1 pseudogene is annotated in these 426 nt (G+C 38.5%); it reads left to right on the forward strand.

Annotated features, from left to right (window positions below):
* Window positions 1-426, forward strand: a pseudogene (locus JHD69_RS20470) (threonine--tRNA ligase); the annotation flags it as partial.

A 426-nucleotide genomic window follows, 5' to 3' on the forward strand; every position in this document is an offset into this window, starting at 1 on the left:
GTCAAGAGCTATCGAAGCGGACGCTAAGGTTAAATTGTTAACCTGGAATGATACGGAGGGAAAATCAACTTTCTGGCATTCTTCTGCCCACTTGATGGCCGAAGCATTAGAATCACTTTATCCAGGTACAAAATTTGGTATTGGTCCAGCTATAGAAACAGGCTTTTATTATGATGTAGATTTTGGAGACAGGGAGTTTTCTTCTGATGATTTCAAGGCTATTGAAGCTAAAATGCTGGAGTTGGCCAAACAAAAAGAAGTATTTGAAAGAAAAAGTGTAAGCAAGGCTGATGCCATAAAATATTTTACCGAAAAGGGCGATGAATATAAACTAGATCTAATTGATGGTTTAGAAGATGGAAAAATCACATTCTACACCCAAGGTGAATTCACGGATCTATGTCGTGGGCCGCATATTCCTAATAC

It is taken from the genome of Pedobacter sp. ASV12 (assembly GCF_016429155.1).
In the GTDB taxonomy this organism is placed as follows: Bacteria; Bacteroidota; Bacteroidia; order Sphingobacteriales; family Sphingobacteriaceae; genus Pedobacter.